The following is an 18,970-nucleotide window of genomic DNA, read 5'->3' on the forward strand; positions in this document are numbered from 1 at the left end:
AGACAAATGTCTATGATTAATTAATCCTTTATTTTTGCCAATAAGTATAAAAAGTAAGGAGCGCCGATGACGGCAACAATAATCCCCGCGGGTATCTCCGGCTGTTTAATCATCCGGCCAATCATATCTGCCGTTAGCAGAAGCAAGGCACCCGTCAGTCCTGCTATGGGAATAACATATTCATGCTTCTCTCCGACTAATCTCCTCGTCAAATGTGGGGCAACAAGTCCGACAAATCCAATCCCACCACTTACGGAAACACTTGCTGCTGCCAACGCAACGGCTGCTCCGAACAAGACTCGTCTTTCTCTCTCCAGATTCGTGCCAAGCCCAATCGACGTTTCTTCTCCTAGATGAAGAATATTGAGTGTTAATGATTTGGCATATACATAGGGAAGCAGCAGCACTAACCATGGTAGAATAGCCAATACAAATTGCCAGTTTGCTCCCCAAATACTGCCAGCAAGCCAAGTAGCCAGGAATTGATAATTTTCTGGATTTAATTTCAATGTTAAGACAATCATCAAGGCATTAATCCCTGCTGCAACGGCAACTCCTGTAATCACTATCCGCATCGGCGAAGCACCTTGTGCCCTCTTATAAGAAAGTAGATAAATAACAACCGCCGCACCTGCTGCCCCACCAAAGGCCAGAATAGGCATTAATAATATGGAAACCGTACTTGCTGCTGAAAAGAAGGAAACAAAAAGCATAACTGTCAAACTAGCACCAGCATTAATACCGATAATACCTGGGTCTGCTAGCGGATTTCGTACGATCCCTTGCAATATTGTACCTGATATGGCTAAGCCCATTCCGACGAAGAGGGCGATAATCATTCGTGGTAAGCGAAAGTCAAACAATATCAATGTTTGTTGAGCAGTCCCTTGACCAATCAAGGCCGCCATAACCTCTCCAGGTGCTAAACGAATATAACCAGTATTAAGACTAATAAAAAACACGGTAATAATTAAAAAAATCAAAGTGGCTGCAACGATTTTGGCACGTTTTGCTTTTTGCAACTGCTGTTTCGTTACAAATGGCTGCTTGGTCATACCACACCGCCTCCTTTCCTTGCCAAATAAAGAAAGAATGGAACGCCTAAGAGGGCAATTAAGGCACCAACCGGCGTTTCATAAGGCGGATTTAGTGTTCGTGCAGCTAAATCAGCTAGTACAACAAGTAACGCACCGAAAATAAGAGAAGCTGGTATAATCCAGCGATAATCATGACCTACAAAGCGTCGAACAATATGAGGAACGATTAATCCAACGAAGCTCACCGCCCCAACGACTGAAACAGCCATACCAGCTAATATAACAATGATAAAAGCAGCCAACAGCTTAACCCTAGCTGTTTTTTCACCAAGTCCGACTGCTACTTCCTCTCCCAGACTCAAAAGCGTGATCGATCTTGACAGGGAGACAGCACCAATCAAGGCCAGCAGTAACCATGGTGTAATAATTTTCAATTGGAACCATGTAGTTCCGGAGACTCCACCCGCATACCAAAAGGCCAAATCCTGGCCAATCTCATAATATAAGGCAATACCTTCGCTTAAAGCAGCTAATAAAGCACTAACCGCTGCACCAGCTAATACTAAACGAACCGGTGTTAGACCATTAGTGGATAAAGAGCCTACACCATACACGATTCCTGCTCCAAGGGCAGCCCCTAGAAAGGAAAATAGTATCACATACATATAAGACAAATCAGGAAAGAAGGCAAAACAGCAAGCCAGCATAAAAACTGCTCCAGCATTTAGCCCAAGCAGCCCAGAATCTGCTAAAGGATTACGTGTCATCCCTTGCATCAATGCACCAGATACCGCAAAAGCCCCTCCTACGATCGCAGCTCCAACCATACGAGGCAAACGAAGCTCCCATATAATTTGATGCGATTGTATATTGGGATCAAAATGCAAAATGGCCTGCCAAACCGTTCGAACATTAAAATCCGCTGCCCCAAAGGAAACAGATAACGCGAAAGAAAAAAATAATAATAGCGTACCCATTATTAGAATAACGACACCTTTTAAGGGACGAGTAGTCTCCTTCATCTCTTGCATCCATTCTTTTTGCTTCATTGCTTAATACCTTTCTTTATTATTTAGCTAGATAAGCTTTTCTGTAATCCAGATACACAATGATCGGACTTATGGCATGATGAGTCTGTAGCTGCCTGACATAATTGATACGACAAACAAATTGGGTTGGCACTATGTGGACACCGAGTTAATTGGGCATCGATTTGAAACACACGTTGTAAATTATCACAAGTCATCACTTCTTGCGGCGTACCATCTTTAACAATCCTGCCATCCTTCATAGCGATCATATAATGAGAAAAGCGTGAGGCGTGATTCAAATCATGAAGCACCATAACAATCGTACGTCCCTCTTCTTTATTAAGCCGTTCTAACAACAACAAGATATCCAGCTGATGAGCCAAATCCAGATAGGTAGTAGGTTCATCCAACACAAGGATATCTGTACCTTGCGCTAAAGCCATGGCAATCCAGACCCGTTGTCTCTGTCCTCCAGATAACGCACTGATCGACCGTTCCTTTACCTCCTCTAGTCCAGTCACTTCGATCGCCCAACGAATATACTCATAATCTTGCTTACTCAACGAACCCATCCCTTTTTTATAAGGGAACCGACCGTATGAAATAAGTTCAAATACCGTCAAGCCACCAGGAGCTTCCGCTGTTTGCGGTAGAATAGCCATTCGTTTGGCAATTTCTTTCGTGTCCACTTGATGGATTGCTTCACCTTCAAGAAGGACTGCTCCCTGTTTCACTTGCAAAATACGCGCAATCGTTTTGATCAACGTCGACTTCCCACAACCGTTTGGTCCAATAATCGTTGTTATTTGGTGGGATGGGATGGAAATACTTAAATCCTTGATGATCAATTCATTGGCATAACCTACATCTATGTCTTGAATATCCATCGCTTTCACTAGTTAAACTCCTTTCTTTTTTTACTATTCACACCTTAACTAAAAACTAATTGATAACGATTATCATTATCGTTTAAAGCGTTGCATTTGTCAAGGTAATATTGGACGGAATTTTCTCATCACACAAAAAAATCGAAGACAGACCCCTCTACGGATCTGTCTTCGATTTTTTTGATTTCCCCTATTGCTTTTGAACACGTCTCCTACTCATCTAAATAATACTTAGAAACCGGCACCATCTGCTCGTCCAATTCATAAACAAGCGGACTCCCAGTTGGAATATTAACATTCACGATATCTTCATCACTTATGTTCTCCAAGTATTTCATAAGTCCCCTCAAGCTATTACCATGAGCTGCTACAATCACTTTTTTCTCCTCTTTTAAAAAAGGTTTGATTGTTTGTTCCCAATACGGGATTACTCGTTCAATCGTTGTTGCAAGACTTTCAGCGGTTGGTATTTCCTCTAATCTTAATTCTTGGTACTTAGGATCTCTTCCAGGATAACGTTCATCATCGACATTTAATGCTGGCGGAAGCGTTCGGAAACCACGGCGCCACAGATGAACTTTCTCATCACCATATTGATCGGCTACCTCTGCCTTATTTAACCCTTGTAGCGCACCATAATGCCGCTCATTCAGCTTCCACGTTTTATATACAGGGATCCATAATTGGTCCGCTTCTTCCAAGGTATAATCCAACGTTTTGATCGCCCGCTTCAAATAAGAGGTAAAGGCAACGTCAAAATGAAAGCCTTTTTCACGAAGGACCTTGCCTGCCTTTCTCGCCTCCGCTACACCATTTTCTGTTAAGTCTACATCTGTCCATCCCGTAAAGAGGTTGGCTTGATTCCATACACTCTCCCCATGTCTGATCAACACTAGTTTCATAGGCTTCCTCTCCACCTTTCTTTTCGTTCATACTATACCCTGTTTATAGGTGCTACAATCATCTCCCTATGCAGAAATTCTGCGGAGTCAACCAAAAAAAAGCCACAGCAAGCATTTTTTCGGCTGCAACTTTTTTTGATTAGTGCTATTTTTTAATTATCGGCTGCTGCTTTCCTCTTGTGTTGATAAAAGAAGGTACCTGCCCCTACGAACAAGATAATAACTCCAAGTAACAGATAATTAAATAAGGAAGTTGCAGTATCAGGTAGTTGTTTACCATCTGTTAGTGGTTTACTATCGTTCCCATCATCACTTGTTCCATTACCCGCATTATCTTCCTCATCATTCTCGATATCATTAGTGCTCGATTCATCCGTCTCGTCGTTTATATTGCCATCATCGCTTTCGCTACCATCTCCGTTATCTGTTTCGTCTCCGGTAGTTCCTCTGTCGTTATCATCATTGTTGCCATTTCCAGTGTGCTTGTCATCGTTATTGCCACCATCCCCATCATCGGTATCCTTGTTATCATCGTCTTCGTCGTCCCCTTCACCATTGTCACCTTCGTCTATTTCAACTTCTTCATCTTCCGTCCCTTCATCTTCTTCTACAACCGTAAACACACCATAAGTTGACATATGCTCAATGGTTAAGGTGATATTGCCTTCCACTACCTCCTCACCTATACGTTCCCATGCTTCCTTATCCTCTTGAAAATAATAGATTGCTGGTGCTTCGGCATTCTCGTTGACTGGCATCGATAATACAAATCCTATTTCACTTTGGAATAATTCTCCATCGGGATAGGCAAACTGGAAGGTATAGACCGGGCCAGCTGATTCTAAATTCGTTAAGTAATCTCTTCCTTTTTCCGCTTCTACAATTTTCAAAGTGGTTCCATGCGGTAAATCAGCAGGTAATTGCACCTCCACTCCTGTGTCCTGATCTTCTTCCAAGACCTTGATCAAGCTTTTTGCCGTTACAGATACTGGATCATCGTCTACCTGGAGTTCAACGATTGGCTCTGGATCAGGAGCTGGTTCTTCGCTTGATACGCCCAACCCATGGGAAATTGTTTTTAAAAGATTTAATTCCTTGTCATCTCCTGCTAAATCCCAAATCATCGCACCCTTTAAACCTTGGTCTTTAATAAAATTCATTTTGTAACCTAATGATTCCACATTATCGTAAGAAATAAATTCCCCTTTTTGCTCGTTGTATAAATAAGGTACCTTTGCCGTATTATCGAAAAAGTAATAATAGCCATCCTGATTGATAAGCGATTTGATGACATCATAATTGACGGTACCACCTTCTAAGCCCGGCTTCTCCCAAGCTGCTGCACAAGATTGATAGGCACCATTCTCTATTTTCATCCCACCTCCATCGTCGGGATTACAACCAGCCCATGAATGACCATAAAAAGGCACACCTAATACCAGCTTGTCTTTCGGTACATCTCCGTAAACGTTAACCGTTTGATCTACCCCAAACGTCCATCCCCTGATTTCTGTTTCCAACGGATCGCCATGCAAAGGGGCATTATGTCCTGTCACTCCTGACCAAGTGCCATTAATGTCGTAGGCCATGATTGCCATATAATCAACAATGTCAGCTATTTTTCCTAATTCATTATTTTCTGCATAAGTCCACGTTGCTGCACCAGCAATGGTTACTAGATATTCCTTGTCATCCTCTTGCTCTGCTTGATCAAAGGCATCACGCACTGCTTGTAATAAAAGTGTGTGATTTTCTTTATCACTTGGATCGCGTTCATTATTTGGCATGCCACCATCAACAGGATACTCCCAGTCTAAATCTAATCCGTCTAAGTTAAATTCTCGTACAAAATCAACCGCCGACTCTGCAAATACCTTCCGTGTTTCTTCTGTTCTGGCAACCAATGATAGATTATTAGATAAAGTCCAACCACCAACAGAAATTAATGTTTTTAAATCGCTATTTTGATTCTTTAAATCTACAACTTTGGACAATTCAACCAAATCCACCTCAGGATCATATAAAACAATCGATCCGTTTTCGATGTCTGTCTCCTCTTCCCCTTGCAAATTCTTACAAGGCCATGTTTTCAGCTCTCCATCCGGAATTTCCTCATTGTCTGGATTGCCGTGCTCTCCTTCCCAACACACATCCGCAAATGCATAATTGATATGCGTTACCTTTTGTGCATCGATTTGCTCCGGTGGATTCCATGAACTGTAATATCCTAAGACCACTTTGCCCTCACCCGTATCGGCCTGAACGTTTTGTGAAACGAACATACCTGAGATAATCCATAGCAATAATAAACAACCATACCACAAATGCCGAAACTTCCCTCTCTTATTTGCAATCGCTCTCAATTAATGTTACCCTCCCTGTTATTTTTGACACCTTTCATAACACAGATATGAGTTACAGCATATGCAAAAGAAAAGTTGTGTAGATGTCTATACCTTATAGTAAAGACACCTGCATAAAATATCAATATCACGCTATTTTTGTAATGTTTTTGTAATATTAAATATTGATATATCAGCATTTGTGTGAAATCCTAAAATTATGGAGACGCTCTTTAGGTATATACCAATTATACATATCTTATTAATATGGGAAACGCAATGCACTATTCCTTTTTACAGGCATCGATAATCAATGATGGAAATTTCAGCTCTCCCTTTTGATTCCTGGGATCATATTGTTTCGAACGGAAGATAACTCCGTCTTCTCCCTTCCATTCTTGATGATGAAAAGCACCATCCTCATCAAAAAATTCAAGCAACTCTATTTGAAAACCAGCCTCCTGAAACATCGCCGTTAACGTCTGATAATTATGGACCGTTTGATGACTGGCAGCGGGATGGTCTTTAGGGCCAGGACCACCTACTTGAATCGTCTTCTGGTAGTCTGGATCAGGAAAAAAGCCATCAGGAACAGCACACCGTACATAACCCCCATTCATCAAAAATTGATAACAGATCTTCGCCGCATGCAGCCCTTGTTGATACGTTAAATGCTCCCAAATGTGCTCCGCCAAAATAGCGGTAATCGACTGTTTGTGAAATTTCTCCATCCAAGTACTTTCGTCAAGCAGGTCTAACTCATCCTCATTGGTATGTAACCATCCTGGGTTATTATGATATGGACCTGCACCAACGACTACCCTGATAGGTTCCGAGTTCATGATAAACCACCTCTTTTATCAAAATTTAAATATGAAAAGCTTTTCTAAATGATAACACAACAAAGAGCCTGTCATTTAGACAGACTCTTGCCCAGTAAAAATAAGAATAGCATCTCGTAAAAAACGGGTACCGTTCTTTACCTGTTTGTCATAGTAAGCCGTAAAACGTTCATCTGCAACATACATTTCTGCAAGGCCTACATGTGCCTCTTTGGAATATGTTGACCAGGAATACATCAGCCATTCCTTGTGCTTGGCAGCTGCTTGTTGTGCCAGATCTGAAGCCGGGTCTCCTGTCTGATACGCTTTTTCCAATAAATCAAACAGCTCTTTTTCTAACTGAACCATCGCTTGATAGTCAGCCTGTGACATGCCACGTATTTTTGCATTACTATTCTCGATGGTTTCTTCTCCGTATTTTTCACGGATTTCTTCGCCATAAGTCTCTTCATTGTCTTCTATCATTTTTTCTTTAAATGCTTCAAATTTTTCTTCTGTTGTCATATGCGACTCTCCTCTCTTATGTTTCATCGTTTTATCGATGGTGATCAATACTTGATCCAGATAACGCCGCTTCTCCAATATCTCGTTACGATGCTGCGTCAAGGCTTCCACTTGGTCAAAATTGGGTTTACTGATAATCTCCTTAATCTTTTTTAATGGGAAATCCAATTCTCGAAAAAGAAGGATTTGCTGCAGCATTTCCAAATCTGCTTCCGAATAAAGCCGATAACCTGAATCCGTTGTTGTTTCTGGTGACAGCAAGCCTATCTCATCATAATGATGCAAGGTGCGCACACTAATTCCAGCAAGATCTGCCACCTCTTTTATTTTTCTTAACAAGTGTCTAACCTCCTTTCACTTTTATCTTAAACTATCACGTAACGAGAGAGTCAACATTTTTCGGGATTTGCCCGTTTTTTTATTATCAAAACTAAGACCTAAGACGTAATTGCAGTTAGTCGGAAGATTTAGTAAATTTTACATCTAAAACCCCTTATCAGGAAGGTCGTTTTCACATATAATGAAAGAAAAAACATGAGGGGTTCATGGGGATGGGACAAAAACATATTTACCTGTTATTCACCAATACGGGTACTTTATTTACAAAAGCGATAAATTTATATACGAAAGCGGATTATAATCATGCTTCCATTGCATTGGATCTCAGCTTAAAGGAAATGTATAGCTTTGGGCGAAAAAATCCACGAAATCCATTTTTTGGTGGTTTTGTGAAAGAGAAGGCGCAAGAAGAAATTTTCCAGAAAGCAGACTGTTCCATTTATGCGTGTGCCATTAATCCCAATCAAGAAAAAAGATTAAAAGAGGCCCTATCCTTTTTTATGAACAGGAAAGAGATCTATCATTATAACTTGTTGGGATTATTTGGGGTCCTGCTCAACCTGCCAATTCAGAGGAAAAATGCTTACTTTTGTTCCCAATTTGTGGCTTATATTTTGGCAGAAGCTGCAATTGTTTCCTTTGACAAACCTTTGGAATTGGTAACACCACAAGATCTTCAGGAAATACCAACTCTAACTTGTATCTATAAAGGAAAACTGGAAGGCGTGATTCAAGGTACTGTCAGAGCATCTCACACCTTCTAACCCTATTGCAACGTGGAGTTTGGACAGGTTTGTTGCAAAATCCGTTCCTTAATGCGTGTTCAAAGGGTGATTCATCGGCAAAACCTCAGGTGTCCTGAAGCTGTGATTATTTGCCCACCGAAATTCATTTGTTTCAGGTGACACTAGTATATCCTGTTAAATACATAGCTTAAATTCGCAGCGATTGCGCTTGCATATCTTATGTAACGATGTTCAAAATGGTAAAAGGATGGTATAGCTTTTAGAATACATGAGGAACAGAAAAGCGCACTTCTGTGTTATCCATAGAAAGTGGATGACTCCCTTGGCAGAAATGCTACAAAATTCGATACGTCATTTTTTTAAGCTTTTAAATACCTCCTTAAAATAATAAACTTTGCTGCCACTTCATAATAGCAGGCAGCTCCTGTTCATTTTCGTCGCGCCATTTTGCTACATAATGTGAAATCATTTGTGCTGTCTGATAAAAAACAGTCTCCTCCTCTTTGTTTGCCATCTCCTCACATTCGATCAATAAACATGCTTGCCTGTTCGCCAGCTCTATTCTATAAATCAGCCGATCTTGATCATCCATGGTGAGGTCATTAACGAAACCATGCCACTTCTGGATAATGTTTTCAGTTGTATAGCTGGTATTATGATAATAAACCTCTCCTGTACAAGAAAGAATGGCAAATGGATGATCGATACACTCACCTGCTAATTCCATATATTCACTTGTTTTCCTGCCGTTCACACTAAAATACCTCAACTGGCTTTGAAGGGTCTGTTTTTCATGAAGCCAGGTTACCCTTTTATTTTCTGCTGCCATCGCCAAACATTGTACTTGATCAGAAAACGGTATCCGATCATTCAACTCTAACAGTGGAAAATCAAGATAATTAGCCAGATCAATAAGCGATTGTGGCATACATTCCCAATAGTCTCCTAATTTTACAGCAAGTCCTGTAACATTCTTTTTATGCAATTGCAGCAAAAACTTCTTGGCCTGTTCCACATTACACAATACACGAGCTGTCGTCCAAACAAATACCCCATCTTCCATGCTGTTTTCTATTTCAAAGTTATCAACGATACAAATATCTTGAATGATTTGTTGCTTCTTATTTGGTTTTGTTAGTAAACGCGTTTCAGAGAATGGAGATACCTTTAGTGCTTCGTTTATGGTTAGTTTCATTCACTTCACCCCGTTTTGTTTCCTTTTACATCATTATAGAATATTTGTAACAGTCATCCTTATTCTTTTGTAAGATCATCTTACAACATATTTATTTTTCTATAAAAACCTTTTTATTCCATTTTTTGACCGTGATTTTCTTTCAGTCACTTTCATTGACAATGTACGTTAACTTTATTAACATATAAAGATAGAAAGTTTATATTGTATAGTATAAGTTGCTCTAATGGAGGGGAAGGAAATGAAAATGGCTACCGTATCTTATCGAGGACAAGAGCAAGCAGCTTTTGTTCATAATGATAGTTATTACTTAATCGACAGTATCAATGATATGGAGAACAAAAACTGGCCAAATGACGTATTCCACTTGATCGAGGGGCAGTATATAGAAGAGTTAGAAATTTGGTATCTAGCCGAGGGAAAAGAACTGCTTGATTATTGTCACCCCATTAATAATGACCAGACAGACATTCATCCGTTATACGACAAGCCGGGCAAAATAATTGGCATTACCGTTCCTCATCATTTCGACACTTCAAAGCGCTTGCCGACTTGCTTCATTAAACCAAGCACTTCTATTATAGGTGATTCAGATGCGATCCAAGCACCATTTGCCTCCAGGCATATTTCCGCTAAGGCAGAATTAGCCATTATTATTGGTAAAACGGGGCGGAATATTGAAATGAATGAAGCGGAGAATTATATTGCTGGTTATACGACAGCTATAGATATAACAGAAACCACTCTGTCTAATCAAGATGTCATAACTGCCAAAAGCTTTGATACCTTCTTTAGTTTAGGATCAGAATTCATTAGTAAGAACAGCGCAGAACGTATAGAGGAGTGGAGTCTATCCACTTTACACAATGGTATCCTTGTCCATGAAATACCTATTACCGATTTACCTTATAGTCTTAGTTCTATTGTCAGCCACCATTCTAAATCGATGACCTTGTTACCAGGAGATATATTGCTAGTAGGTAATCCAGAAGAAGTTGCTATTCAGCGCAATGATCAAATAGCTGCTTTGGTAGATGGCTTCACGCCATTAATTAATTGTGTGACTTGATGTTTGGGAGCCTTGTTTTATCTGATAGTGACAAGTTTACGATGACTTCAAGAAGAATACGCTAGCCATTCAATAGCTAACGCATGTTTACAAATTAGGTCAAGTCGTTCTTCAATTTTTTGAATCTCTCGTCTAACATCTTGTGCGGATTAATTTCTCTTGTGGCTGCTACCTTTGCTGCATAACTGGCAAAGTTCAGACCAGCGCCAAAGATTTGTAATGCGCCATCCCCTAAGTTTCCATGCTTTAAATCCTCTATGCCGTCACGCAAGAAATTATCACTCTCATCTAAATGGCAATCGGCCACCTCTTTATTCCCTGCGGCACTTAATTTCAGATTCTCCAAGATTTGATGGGCTGTCTCTTCTGAAATACTAGCATCTACATCGATGAGCATTTCATTAATCGGCTTCACCAGTTTGGCATAGGTACTATCATATTCTTCACAATATTGAGTGATTTTTTCTCTTAATTCGTTTGCTTGCATGACATACACCTTCTCTTTTCTTCGTTAATGTAGCGTAAAAAAAGTATATGGATAACGCACATAAATACAAAATAAAGCTCGGTTGCATCTATCACCGCCTGCCATAACCATCAGACAGGCGGTTTTAAAGTTTAGTCTTCCAATAGATCTGCAGCTTGGTTATTTGTAACGATTAAAAAGACTTTACCCTCGTCCATATCGGCTTCATATTCCTGCGCGTCCTCTTCTTCTATACCTAGTTCACGTAATTTTTCTCTTAATTCATCCCCCTGTTTCTCAAATGCTTGTCCAATATCCTGTTTATTATAATCAACCCCTGACGCGTCACTATGCTTAACGATCCTTGCTGTACGATCATCATCATGAGAGAGCACAAAGATATCTTCAGAGGCGATCTGATTACTTACTAAGGTGTTAATATCGCCCTCTAACGTTTCGTCATTGGTATAGATTTTTACAAATGGCATATTGTGTTTCCTCCTTTTATTCATCTACTATTGGTATACCCGCATTTCACAAAATTAATTACTTTTTTACCCTTTCCATATTTTCAAATTTAATACTTCGATTGGGGTGATAAGCGGTGTTTATTAGAATCCATTGAAAGAAGTTGTTGACTAGTCCAATATATGATATCTTTAACAAAACAATCGATCGAAGGAGTGGCAAGGTGGATGAAAAAATTAATGTGTGTGTTTGCATTTCTTTTATTAGTTGCGTGTGGCACCAATAACTCCGATCAAGAAGAAGGGGAAAGCGGCCAAACAGTAAATGAGGAAATCCCAGAAAAGGTGAATCAATTGGGATTAGAAGGACTCGCTCAAGTAGATCCAAACGAGGCAGGGAATAGATTTCTGTCACCAGTTAGTATTTGGCTGGCGATGAATATGGCTTATCATGGTACTTCAGGTGAGACCAAAACAGAAATAGAGCAGGCATTTGGTATAGAGAATGTTAATGGGGAGGAACTAAGCACTGCCAATCATACTCTGCTAACCAACATTGGTGAAACAGAGGAAGAGATTGAGCTATCACTTGCTAATAGTTTATGGCTGAACGAAGCCTTTACATTGCAGCCAGGTTATCAAGAACAAGTAGAGAAACAGTACCTTGCACAGTTGGAGCCAATAACCACTGCTGATGCAATCAATAACTGGGTCGCGGAACAGACGAACGATCGCATCGAACAAATGATAGATCAAGTAGATCCGAGTCTTGCCGTGCTGTTACTAAATGCCATCTATTTTCAAGGACCATGGACATATCCTTTTAATGAAGAATTAACCGAGGATAGCGACTTTCATTTATCGGATGGCGATACGAAGCAAACGTCGTTTATGCGGTTATCAGAGGACCTCGCTTATTTTGAAGACGAAGAGGTACAAGTTGTAGCACTTCCTTATGGCGAAGAGGAAACCATTCAGATGCAAATCTTTCTACCATCTGAAAAACTGGATTTTGAAGACTTTCAGACCCGTTTCGATGTAGAGAAATGGCAAGCATGGACAAAGGAAATGCAAACGGAAAACGGCTCCGTCTCCTTACCTTCTTTTGAATTTGAATATGAAACAGAATTGAACCAAGCATTCCAACAAATGGGGATCGAGCAAGCCTTTGATCCCGATCATGCGGACTTTTCTGAGATGCTGGACTTAACCGAATCCAACAATGCCTATATCAGTGATACCCTTCATAAAACGTTTATTTCGGTCGATGAATCCGGCACCGAAGCAGCAGGTGCTACATCTGTAGCTATTGATGTTACTTCCGCTCCCATGGAGGAACCATTTCAGATGGAGATAAACCGGCCGTTTGTATTTACAATTACCGATACCGAGCGTGAGTTGATCTTGTTTGCCGGAAGTGTGGAAGATCCAACAGAATAACCTGATGATTATAGCAAGAAGTGAACAACATTATACACGTACCATAGCCTCTCCGAAATAAGGAGCAACACATAAAAACTTTTAATCCCTCACACGCCTGTTACAGCAGATGAGGGGTTATTTTTTATTGGACATCATTCAAACCATAAGCGTCCGAAAGAATACCATGAATGGCAACATAGCAAGAACGATCGGCAATACGTCTGATCCAAAAACACAAGATCACTTGGTGTACATAGCTACGGCATAGAACTGGTGATCAATGTAATTAATACAGACAAAAGACCTAACAAGATACTCATCAAAGTGGAAGCTAATACCGTTGCGCGTATAACCGATGACCGCTTGTCGATAGCTTTGACTTTGCTATACATGACAAAAATGATTATCCCTAAAAAAATCGATCCACCCCAGCCAATCAACCCTATTCTAGTGACTAATACTTCCCAATAGCTAATCCACAAGTATAGTATCACGACATGAGCAATCACTAAAGGGATGGAGAGGATCGCTACTAATCTTTTTAACATTTACTTTTCCTCGCTTCCCCACCATTATTACCTATCACTATTATTTTCTAACATACCTCGTAATAACGCTGTATCTTCCACAGACAGATCAAAACCATTATGCTCATGACCTGTATACATCACTCTGCTTTTCTCCCCTTTGTTTCCAATGGTGAGATGTAATAAATGGGTACCACCGTTTTCATAATGGACAACGAGATCATAATCAGGTCTCCCTTGATAAACATCTACGTTTTGTTTTCTGCCCTTTGCATTTTCTAAAACTTGTTGAAAAGTTGTTGTTAATGTATCTTTGTTGATGGTCTTGACATGCTTCCCACTTATTCCACCATACCCATCTGATTTAGAGACAGAAACAGAGGAAACATCATCTAACAGCGTCATTTGTTCGGCTTGTGATTGACAAGCAAGTAACAGAAATGGACAACCAACTATGATTAATAGTAAGGAGATCGTTTTCACCGTTATACTCCTTCCTCGTTATCTGCTTTATACTCCAGAATATCGCCAGGCTGGCAATCTAGAGCCTTGCAAATTTCTTCTAATGTGGAAAAACGAACAGCCTTCGCTTTGCCATTTTTTAGAATCGATAAGTTGGCCATGGTAATCCCAACCTTATCGGTTAACTCCGTCATGCTCATTTTTCGTTTGGCTAACATTACATCTATATTTACAATAATCGCCATGTGCTCACCTCAGATAGTTAGGTCGTTTTCTCTTTTGATTTGTAATGCATTACTTAATAAACTTTGCAGAACAGCTGTAAATACAGCAATAACAACGGAAATAAAAAGAATCAACAATCCGACTAAGCCAATCCCTGGATGCAAGGCATTTACGATAAAAAGAATCAGCATCCCTAACGCATACATCAAACTAATGATGATGGCAGCATATTTAATCAAGCCAATTCTATGTACTGCCACCTTAGAAAAGGATTCGTTTTTATCGACGTACCCTAATAGCTTTAACGCTTGATACAAGGCGAAGAAAAAAGGAATGACAGTTACATAGAGACCAATCAAGACAGGATATTCTAAATAAGCATATTCTGGATACACCGCAGCTGATTCAGCAGCTAAATGTGGCAAGGCAAAGATACAAAGACTAACAATCATCACACCAATCAAATACACAGTAAATTTTAAAAAAATAATCTGTCCTTTTCCCATAAAGCACCTCTTCTTAGTTATTACCTATATCATACCATTTATTTTATCGTTTTTCAATAAAATTTTATCGAATAATAAAGGACCTCTTTTTTTATGATTCGATCGTTGTTGGGAAGCACGTAAAAAGCCCTGACAGTAAGATTCTTTATTACTGCCAAGGCGTTTGGATAAACGCTATTCGGTTGTTACTATATCAGCGATTTAAAAAGTTTCCAGTCTATTCACTGCCACAACTAAGGCATGGACAGAGGCCATCAAGACATCTTCATCGATGCCCGCTCCCCAATACATGGTTCCTTGGCTGGAGATGCCAATTTGAGCACAGGAATCGGCAATAGAATCCGTTCCTAACGATTGCTGTTCATACACTTCCAAGGCAAAGTCAATATCAAAATGCGTTTTTAAGGCATTGCTTATCGCGTCTAAACTGCCATTCCCTTCTCCTTGTATGACGATTTCCTGATTATCTACCGACAATGTTAAGGTTACCTCTTGGTGTTCTCCTTTATGGAAGCGATAATCCAACAGTTGAAAATGCGGCTGGTAGTTAATATATTGTTCTTGGAACACCTGATAAATTTCTTCGGACGTCAACTCACGATTAGTCTGATCCGAAACATTTTTGGTAAAGTAACTCATCGCCTCATTCATTTTATATGGCAACTTAATGCCGTAGTTGGTTTCCAGGATATAACCGATCCCGCCTTTGCCTGACTGGCTGTTAATGCGAATAACATCGGTTTGATAATTTCTGCCTAAATCGGCTGGATCCACTGGAATATAAGGCACATCCCATTTTTCGATATGATGTTCTTTTCTGTATTTCATCCCCTTGGAAATGGCGTCTTGATGAGATCCGGAGAAGGCTGTAAAGACCAAATCACCAGAGTAAGGCTGTCTCTCATAGACATTTATTCTCGTTAGCTCTTCGTACTGGCTGCGAATTTGATCCAAATTGGTAAAGTCAAGTAATGGATCATACCCTTGAGAGTACATATTCATTGCCAAAGTAACCAAATCCACATTTCCAGTACGCTCACCAATGCCAAACAAGGTACCCTCGACTCGGTCAGCACCTGCCATTACTCCGAACTCGGCATCACTCACGCCGCAACCTCTGTCATTATGTGGGTGTATCGACAACGTTACCGCGTCACGATAGGCTAAGTTTTTGTGAATATATTCAATTTGACAGGCAAACACATGCGGCATGGCGATTTCCACTGTAGTAGGAATATTAATAATCGCCTTATGATCCGGTGTTGGCTGCCAGATATCCAATACTTCATTACAAATATCCAAGGCATATTCCACCTCGGTGCCCGGAAAGCTCTCTGGACTGTATTGGAAATAAAAGTTACCTTCTGTCTGTTCCGCTAATTCTTTCACTAAAACAGCACCATCTAAGGCAATCTGTTTAATTTCTTCTTTATTCTTTTTGAATACCTGACGCCGCTGTGCCACGGATGTTGAGTTATACAAGTGAACAATCGCTCTTGGCGCTCCCTCAATTGCCTCGAAAGTTCTGCGGATAATATGCTCACGCGCTTGTGTAATTACCATAATTGTTACATCATCTGGGATCATATTTTCTTCAATTAATGTCCTTACCAGCTTAAAATCCGTCTCCGAAGCTGCAGGAAAGGCGACTTCAATCTCCTTAAAGCCAATTTCTACTAACAGCTGAAACATCTTCAATTTTTCATCTAAATTCATCGGAATCGGCAAAGCTTGGTTTCCATCCCGCAAATCAACACTACACCATATTGGCGCTTCTTCTACGGTCTCTTTTTGCACCCAATCATATGTCAATGTCGGCGGTAAATAATATTGCTTTTCGTATTTTTGATGGTTAAACATGGTCTATTCCTCCTCAAATTAGGATAATAAAAAAGCCTCTCATCTCCAATCATTACATTGGAGACGAAAGACTTCTGCTTACGCGGTACCACCCCGAATTCATGATAAAAGTATTATCATGCACTTAACAGATACAGAGGCGCGCCCTATACCCTTCCCGTGTAACGGCGGGATGCCGTTCTCAGTTATTCTCAGAAGATCTGATTTCACTTGGTCTGCTCCAAGGTGAGTTCCTTACTTTCCTGCTGTTGCTTTTCATCAGCCAGCAACTTTCTGCAAACAGGTTGGCAAGTACTACTCCTTATCCCTGCATTTAAATTTGATATTGTTATTAGCTTAGCAGATTTTTAAACAATTGCATAGGGATAAGGGCTTTTTTGTATAATAAAAATCTTCCACAGCATCTTCTGAACCCATACAGGTGTTGTTATAAACACCTTCATTCTTAATGCTGGTCCGCCATCAACCACCACGCCAAGGTACTACCCACACCAATGATACTCGTGATAAAAATAAGCATTAGCCCCAACCAATCGAGAGCCATACTACTTGCAACGATACCACTGTACAGTGCGGGAATTGCCCATGGAAAATAGGCACCAAACCCGGCTGCTGCGATAATTTGTGCAAAGACAAGAACGATGATTACAAAGCCAAGCGGAGCTAAATACCCCCGACTGTAACAAGCCATAAAAGCAACTGGTGTACTTAACAGGATGACCAATACCGTCACCAACAGCAATACTCCCAGCCCCTGCAGAAAAACATCGAGTGACCCTTGTGGCAAGCCGACAAACCAGCCAAGTAATAAGCCTAGCGTAATAATATAAAGGCTGATTAGCAAACAAGTGAGACCAGCAGCGATAAATTTGGCAGCCACCATCACTGCCCGGGGATAGGGAAGTGCCAGCAGATCCTTTATCGTTCCATCTGCGTACTCCCGACCAAACAACCAACTAGATACAAAGCCAAAAATTAATATGCCTCCTACGGCAATCATTTGGGCAAGCAGATTTAAATAGGCTGGCCAGCTGGCTTCACCAACAATTTGAGCTTGAGCGCCAAGTAAACCCGACCTTTCAGCAAATGCTGGATACCGTAGCACAAACATAAAAAATCCTGCTATCAAAGGAGCGAGCGTAAATGCCCCCGTTGTTATCCAAACGACCTTTGATTTTCGAACTTTGAGCAATTCCACACGTAAGGCAGGCAGCAAATATTTCATCTTATTGCCTCCTTTTCTTGTCTCAGTATCCTTAGAAAATAAGCCTCCAGATCTTCCGCTTCTACACTTAATCTAGTAGGAGGAATCCCTTTATCAACAAGCAAACGGGCGATTTGGTCTGGAGTTTGTATCGCTTGCTGATCATGGACTTCTATCAGCCCTTTTTCATTTATTTGAGCAGCGACCAGATTAGTAACCGCTCTGTCATTATCACGAGTATCAATTACCAAGCGTTGCTGCAACAGGCGATGTAAGCTGGAAGAATCGATTTCCTGTACCAATTTCCCTTTATCTAACACGCCAATCTTGGTAGCTATCTTGGCTACCTCACTCAGGAGATGACTAGAGATCAAGATTGTCACGCCATGGTGATATGCCAATTCTTGTAGTAATTCACGAACCTCCACGATACCAGCGGGATCCAAACCATTAACCGGCTCATCTAAAATTAATACATCTGGTACAGGCAATAGGGCCTTGGCAATCCCCAGGCGCTGCGCATTTCCAAGTGAGAGGTGCTTTGCCTTCGCATCGGCATACTGCATGAGATTTAACTGTTGCATCACCTTTTCAACCGCTCCCGAATCGGAAATAAGCCGCAAACGCCGATAAATATGAAGATTTTCTTCAACCGTCAATTCTGGGTAAAAATGAGGCGTCTCCACTAGATACCCTACACTACGCCAAATAGGATAATGACGCAGACTGACTTTTTTTTGATGAATATAGCAAGCACCTTCTGTAGGACGAATCATTCCTAACAACATACGAATGGTAGTCGTTTTCCCCGCTCCATTTAAACCAATAAAGCCATAGATTTCCCCTTTTTTGATATGTAAGGAAACCTGGTCAACCGCCTTAACATTTCGATAAACCTTAGAAATACGGTGCAATTGGATTACTGATTCCATACCAA

General features: G+C 40.5%; 20 protein-coding genes and 1 other annotated feature. Of the genes, 3 read left to right on the top strand and 17 right to left on the bottom strand.

Annotated elements, in window-relative coordinates; genetic code table 11:
* Positions 1-20: 20 nt before the first annotated feature.
* The 7 genes from E0E32_RS16530 to E0E32_RS16560 form a co-directional block, all read right to left on the bottom strand.
* Positions 21-1,055 (bottom strand): FecCD family ABC transporter permease, encoded by a 1,035-nt coding sequence (locus tag E0E32_RS16530; RefSeq protein WP_130860263.1) that lies wholly within the window; start codon positions 1,053-1,055, stop codon positions 21-23.
* Positions 1,052-2,086 carry a FecCD family ABC transporter permease gene (locus E0E32_RS16535; RefSeq protein WP_130860264.1) on the bottom strand — a complete coding sequence of 345 codons (1,035 nt, stop codon included), beginning with the start codon at positions 2,084-2,086 and terminating at the stop codon, positions 1,052-1,054. The genes E0E32_RS16530 and E0E32_RS16535 overlap by 4 nt, the downstream gene beginning before the upstream one ends.
* Positions 2,087-2,109: 23 nt before the next feature.
* Positions 2,110-2,964 (bottom strand): ABC transporter ATP-binding protein, encoded by an 855-nt coding sequence (locus tag E0E32_RS16540; RefSeq protein ID WP_392388578.1) that lies wholly within the window; start codon positions 2,962-2,964, stop codon positions 2,110-2,112.
* Positions 2,965-3,167: 203 nt separating this feature from the next.
* The gene (gpmA, locus tag E0E32_RS16545; RefSeq protein ID WP_130860265.1) at positions 3,168-3,857 is read right to left on the bottom strand and encodes a 2,3-diphosphoglycerate-dependent phosphoglycerate mutase; all 690 of its coding nucleotides are present in this window, start codon (positions 3,855-3,857) and stop codon (positions 3,168-3,170) included.
* A 152-nt stretch (positions 3,858-4,009) separates the two neighbouring features.
* Positions 4,010-6,220, bottom strand: a complete 2,211-nt coding sequence (locus tag E0E32_RS16550; RefSeq protein ID WP_286171969.1) for a glycoside hydrolase family 18 protein — start codon at positions 6,218-6,220, stop codon at positions 4,010-4,012.
* Between the two features lie 263 nt (positions 6,221-6,483).
* Positions 6,484-7,041, bottom strand: a complete 558-nt coding sequence (locus E0E32_RS16555; RefSeq protein ID WP_130860266.1) for a class I SAM-dependent methyltransferase — start codon at positions 7,039-7,041, stop codon at positions 6,484-6,486.
* Between the two features lie 75 nt (positions 7,042-7,116).
* A complete protein-coding gene (locus E0E32_RS16560; protein WP_130860267.1) occupies positions 7,117-7,884 on the bottom strand; it encodes a MerR family transcriptional regulator in 768 nt (255 codons plus the stop codon).
* Positions 7,885-8,096: 212 nt separating this feature from the next.
* Here E0E32_RS16560 and E0E32_RS16565 point away from each other — a divergent pair, with 212 nt between their 5' ends.
* Complete coding sequence (locus E0E32_RS16565) at positions 8,097-8,648, top strand: hypothetical protein (RefSeq protein WP_066186006.1); 552 nt, start codon at positions 8,097-8,099, stop codon at positions 8,646-8,648.
* A 361-nt stretch (positions 8,649-9,009) separates the two neighbouring features.
* On the opposite strand, the gene E0E32_RS16570 is transcribed toward E0E32_RS16565, so the two are convergent.
* Complete coding sequence (locus tag E0E32_RS16570; protein WP_130860268.1) at positions 9,010-9,825, bottom strand: PucR family transcriptional regulator ligand-binding domain-containing protein; 816 nt, start codon at positions 9,823-9,825, stop codon at positions 9,010-9,012.
* Between the two features lie 544 nt (positions 9,826-10,369).
* Between E0E32_RS16570 and E0E32_RS22880 the strand changes: the two genes are divergently transcribed.
* Positions 10,370-10,894, top strand: coding sequence for a fumarylacetoacetate hydrolase family protein (locus E0E32_RS22880; RefSeq protein ID WP_392388579.1), 525 nt, complete (start codon positions 10,370-10,372; stop codon positions 10,892-10,894).
* A 94-nt stretch (positions 10,895-10,988) separates the two neighbouring features.
* Here the strand turns inward: E0E32_RS22880 and E0E32_RS16580 are convergent, their stop codons facing one another.
* Positions 10,989-11,381: a hypothetical protein gene (locus E0E32_RS16580; RefSeq protein ID WP_066186017.1), complete on the bottom strand. Its 393-nt coding sequence runs from the start codon at positions 11,379-11,381 to the stop codon at positions 10,989-10,991.
* Between the two features lie 131 nt (positions 11,382-11,512).
* Positions 11,513-11,848, bottom strand: a complete 336-nt coding sequence (locus E0E32_RS16585; protein WP_066186018.1) for a YflT domain-containing protein — start codon at positions 11,846-11,848, stop codon at positions 11,513-11,515.
* Positions 11,849-12,055: 207 nt separating this feature from the next.
* Between E0E32_RS16585 and E0E32_RS16590 the strand changes: the two genes are divergently transcribed.
* Entirely contained in the window at positions 12,056-13,267 is a 1,212-nt protein-coding gene (locus E0E32_RS16590; RefSeq protein WP_165445061.1) for a serpin family protein, read from the top strand.
* Positions 13,268-13,506: 239 nt separating this feature from the next.
* On the opposite strand, the gene E0E32_RS16595 is transcribed toward E0E32_RS16590, so the two are convergent.
* The 7 genes from E0E32_RS16595 to E0E32_RS16625 form a co-directional block, all read right to left on the bottom strand.
* Positions 13,507-13,797, bottom strand: coding sequence for a hypothetical protein (locus E0E32_RS16595; RefSeq protein WP_066186022.1), 291 nt, complete (start codon positions 13,795-13,797; stop codon positions 13,507-13,509).
* A 27-nt stretch (positions 13,798-13,824) separates the two neighbouring features.
* The gene (locus tag E0E32_RS16600; protein ID WP_130860271.1) at positions 13,825-14,259 is read right to left on the bottom strand and encodes a YhfM domain-containing protein; all 435 of its coding nucleotides are present in this window, start codon (positions 14,257-14,259) and stop codon (positions 13,825-13,827) included.
* A gap of 2 nt (positions 14,260-14,261) precedes the next feature.
* On the bottom strand, positions 14,262-14,483 hold the full coding sequence (locus E0E32_RS16605) for a helix-turn-helix domain-containing protein (RefSeq protein WP_066186027.1): 222 nt from the start codon (positions 14,481-14,483) through the stop codon (positions 14,262-14,264).
* A gap of 9 nt (positions 14,484-14,492) precedes the next feature.
* Positions 14,493-14,969, bottom strand: coding sequence for a DUF2975 domain-containing protein (locus E0E32_RS16610; protein ID WP_130860272.1), 477 nt, complete (start codon positions 14,967-14,969; stop codon positions 14,493-14,495).
* Between the two features lie 201 nt (positions 14,970-15,170).
* Entirely contained in the window at positions 15,171-16,829 is a 1,659-nt protein-coding gene (locus E0E32_RS16615; protein ID WP_066186033.1) for a 2-isopropylmalate synthase, read from the bottom strand.
* Between the two features lie 56 nt (positions 16,830-16,885).
* Positions 16,886-17,146 (bottom strand) — a binding site (T-box leader).
* Between the two features lie 128 nt (positions 17,147-17,274).
* Complete coding sequence (locus E0E32_RS16620) at positions 17,275-18,054, bottom strand: ABC transporter permease (protein WP_130860273.1); 780 nt, start codon at positions 18,052-18,054, stop codon at positions 17,275-17,277.
* On the bottom strand, positions 18,051-18,965 hold the full coding sequence (locus tag E0E32_RS16625) for an ABC transporter ATP-binding protein (protein ID WP_130860274.1): 915 nt from the start codon (positions 18,963-18,965) through the stop codon (positions 18,051-18,053). The genes E0E32_RS16620 and E0E32_RS16625 overlap by 4 nt, the downstream gene beginning before the upstream one ends.
* Positions 18,966-18,970 lie beyond the last annotated feature (5 nt).

Origin of the sequence: Gracilibacillus phocaeensis (assembly GCF_900626275.1) — a bacterium.
Classification (GTDB): domain Bacteria; phylum Bacillota; class Bacilli; order Bacillales; family Amphibacillaceae; genus Gracilibacillus; species Gracilibacillus timonensis.